Genomic DNA, 3,395 nt, shown 5'->3' on the forward strand with positions numbered 1-3,395 from the left:
GGCGGTTGGGGCGGCGGCGGTCGTCGTGGAGGCGGCGGCGGTGGCGCAGGCCGCATGGGGCTGGGCGAAGGCGGCGGGCAGGAAGACGAACCGTCGCATATCCAACCGCGCGAACCCCGCGTCACGGCGGCGGCGGAATCTTCTGAACGCATGGCTCGCGCAGGCCTGCTGTCCGTGCCGCAGCCCGTGCGATCCGCCGACCGCAATATGGATCAGAAGATCACGCTGCAGGAATGGACCGCAACCGGCCAGCGCTGGTTCAGCCTGCTGGACACCAGGCATCAGGGCTATCTGACTTTGGACGGCCTGCCGCAAACCGCGCTTCAGAGCGACGGCGGTCGCCGGGGCCGGGGACGGCGTTAGAGCACAAGGCCCTGCTCAGTCGTCGCCGCTGGGGCGGCCCCTTCCGCTCTTGATGGCGGATCGGGTGGTCTTGGCCTTCAGCCGTCGTTCCTTGGACGCCTTGGTCGGGCGGGTCGGCACGCGATAGACAGGCTTGATCGAGGCCTCGTCCACCATGGCCTGAAGCCGTTCGATGGCGTCGGCGCGGTTCCGATCCTGCGTGCGGTGGCGCACAGCGTTGATCAGGATCACCCCGTCCAGCGTCAGGCGGCTGCCCGCCAGCTTCATCAGCCGCGCCTTCACGGGGTCGGTCAGGCTGGGCGAGTTCCTGACGTCGAACCGCATTTGCACGGCGGTCGAGACCTTGTTGACGTTCTGCCCGCCCGGTCCGCCCGCACGATAGAAGCGGAACTCCAGCTCATCCTCGGGGATGACCGTCATGGCGCGGCCTTGCGCGCCTTGACCACGGCCTGATCCAGCGCCTGCAGGAAGCGCGAACGGTCGGCTGCTGAAAACGGCGGCGGGCCGGATGTGGCCACACCCATCGAGCGCAGATGCTCGCCCACCATCCGTCCGGCCAGAGCCGAACCGATGGAGTCCGGGGTGAACGGCTGGCCGTTCGACTTCAGCGCCTGTGCGCCGGATTTCAGGCAACGATCCGCCAACGGAATATCGGCGGTGATGACCACATCGCCCACGTCTGCGCGTTCGGCGATCCAGTCGTCGGCGATGTCAGGGCCAGCGTCCACGACCACCTGTTCGATCAGGGCCTCGCGCGGGACCTGCATCCAGCCGTTGGAGACGACATAGGTCTTCAGCCCATAGCGACGCGCCACGCGATAGACCTCTTCCTTCACAGGACAGGCGTCGGCGTCGATGTAGATGGTGGTGGGCATAGGCGTGACCTAGCGCGACGCGATGCGATGCGACAGACCCAAAGAAAAAGGGCGGAACCACCGGCCCCGCCCTTTGCGTTCATCAGTTCCGATAAGCCGGAGGCATCGTCGTCTGCTGGCGGTAACGGTCGCGCAGCAGCAGCGGGCGGCTGGTCAACGGCTGTTCGACGCCGTTGACGAAAATCGCCGACGGCTGGCTCAGCGGCTCCAGCGGATCGCCAGACCAAACCACCACATCGCCCGCAGCGCCCGGCGCGATCTGGCCGAACTGTCCGGCCATGCCGAAGATCCTGGCCGGATTGACCGTCAGGGCGGCGATGGCTGCGCCATAAGGCAGGCCGTGCGACACCGCGTTGCCGGCGTTGTAGCGAGCCTCGCGCGCCCGGTGGGTCGAGCCTTCATTGCCCTTGATGGCGATGACAACGCCCGCCGCGTTCAGGGCCGCTGCATTCTCCATCCGCGCCGCCCGGACCTCGAAATCGCTGGGCAGGTTGGAGATGGGGTTCAGCAGAACCGGCACACTGGCCGACGCGATCTCATTGGCGACCAGCCAGCCCTCTTCAGCGCCATCGAGGATGATCTTGACCCCTTCTTCACGCGCCAGACGCAGAACCTGCTGGATGTCCGACGCCCGGTGGACGGTGACGATCAGCGGCAGGGTGCCGTTGGCGACCGGGATCAGGGCCTCAAGATCAGCCCGCGACAGGCTGAGGTTACGCAGGCCTGCCCGCTCATAGGCCGACTTGTTGCGGGCATAGAGACGGACTTCCGACAGGGTCTCCTTGAACAGCACGAACTGGGCGCCGCGGGCGCCGCCAGCGACAGCGGCTCCGGCCTCGCCGAACGGGGCGACCATGGCCACGCGCGGCTTGACCAGAATGTCCGAACCCTGCCCCAGATTGATGATGGCCGCCTGCCCCGCGAACAGCCCCGGCGTCTGGAAGCCGCCATCGCCTGCGCCCGCCGTGTCCTCTTCATGGACATGGCCGCCCGAAGATCCGGGGTGCTGGGGCACGACCACCGCACGGGTGATGCCGCCCAGACGCGCCACCGGCAGGGTGAAGGACCAGGGGTCCAGCCCATACGAGACGTCGAAGGCCGCACTCAGGGTGTTGGCGCTGTTTCTCAGGTCATTGGTGCCGCGCACCGATCCGACCTCGGTGCCGCCCAGACCGGAATCCACGGCGACGAAGCCCGGCGCGACGGTCTTGCCCGCCGCATTGATGACGCGCGCACCGGCAGGAGCGGCGCCTGCTCCGACCGAAACGATCTTGCCGTCACGAATGACGACCGTGCCGCTTTCGATGACAGAGGTTCCCGTCAGGATGCGCCCGCCGACGATGGCGACGGTTTCCTGAGCCACTGCAGGCGCGGCCATAGAGAGGGCGGCCACGACGCCCGCGATCATGTGAGAGAGGCGCATCAGCGGGCTCCTACAGTAGCGTTGGCGGCGGTCAGGCCATAGCCCGGCTGACCCAGTTCAAAGTCGCTGGTCGGCTGATAGGCGGGGTTGGCGCGGTCATAGGTCAGGGCGCCGTCGATGAAGACCTGATCGGCGCGGGCGTAGATCGAGAAGGGATCGGCGCTCCAGATCACCACATCGGCGCGCAGGCCGGGCGTCAGTGAACCCGTCTGGTCGGCGATGCCGATGGCCTTGGCCGCGTTGGAGGTGAACCAGCCGATCGCGTGTTCTTCGGAGATATTCAGGCCTGCGCGACGACCGGCCGACAGGGCGGCGGCGGCTTCCTGGTTCAAACGCTGGGTCAGTTCCGGGTCGTCGGAGTGGATGACGGCGCACGAACCCTGCTGGGCGTCCACCAGGGCGGCGTTCTCCTCGATGGCGTCCAGAGCCTCCATCTTGAAGCCCCACCAGCCGGTCCAGATGGCCGCGCAGATGCCGTTGGCGGCCAGTTGCGGCGCGATCTTGTAGGCCTCGGTCGCGTGATGGAAGGTCGAGATGCGGTAGCCAAACTCATTGGCCATATCCATCATCATCGCCATTTCATTGGCGCGGTAGCAGTGGTTCTGGATCAGGATCGAACCGTCCAGAACCCCCGCCAGCGTCTCGTTCTGCAGGTTGCGGGTCGGGGGCGAGCCTTCGCCCGTCTCACGCCACTTATCCCACTTGGCCTTGTATTCGCGCGCGGCGATGAAGGC

General features: G+C 66.9%; 4 protein-coding genes and 1 pseudogene. 1 reads left to right on the forward strand and 4 read right to left on the reverse strand.

The window, feature by feature from the left end:
• A pseudogene (locus QZ281_RS00770) lies at positions 1-363 on the forward strand (hypothetical protein); the annotation flags it as partial.
• Between the two features lie 15 nt (positions 364-378).
• Here QZ281_RS00770 and arfB read toward each other — a convergent pair.
• The 4 genes from arfB to QZ281_RS00790 all read right to left on the reverse strand — a co-directional run.
• A complete protein-coding gene (gene arfB / locus QZ281_RS00775; RefSeq protein WP_292223501.1) occupies positions 379-783 on the reverse strand; it encodes an alternative ribosome rescue aminoacyl-tRNA hydrolase ArfB in 405 nt (134 codons plus the stop codon).
• On the reverse strand, positions 780-1,238 hold the full coding sequence (locus QZ281_RS00780; protein WP_292223504.1) for a YaiI/YqxD family protein: 459 nt from the start codon (positions 1,236-1,238) through the stop codon (positions 780-782). Before QZ281_RS00780 ends, arfB begins: the two co-directional genes overlap by 4 nt.
• An 82-nt stretch (positions 1,239-1,320) precedes the next feature.
• Positions 1,321-2,661, reverse strand: a complete 1,341-nt coding sequence (locus tag QZ281_RS00785; protein ID WP_292223507.1) for an amidohydrolase family protein — start codon at positions 2,659-2,661, stop codon at positions 1,321-1,323.
• On the reverse strand, positions 2,661-3,395 hold a 735-nt coding region (locus QZ281_RS00790; RefSeq protein WP_292223510.1), incomplete at its 5' end, for an amidohydrolase family protein. The genes QZ281_RS00790 and QZ281_RS00785, both read right to left, overlap by 1 nt.

This window comes from Brevundimonas sp., assembly GCF_018608325.1.
Lineage (GTDB): Bacteria > Pseudomonadota > Alphaproteobacteria > Caulobacterales > Caulobacteraceae > Brevundimonas.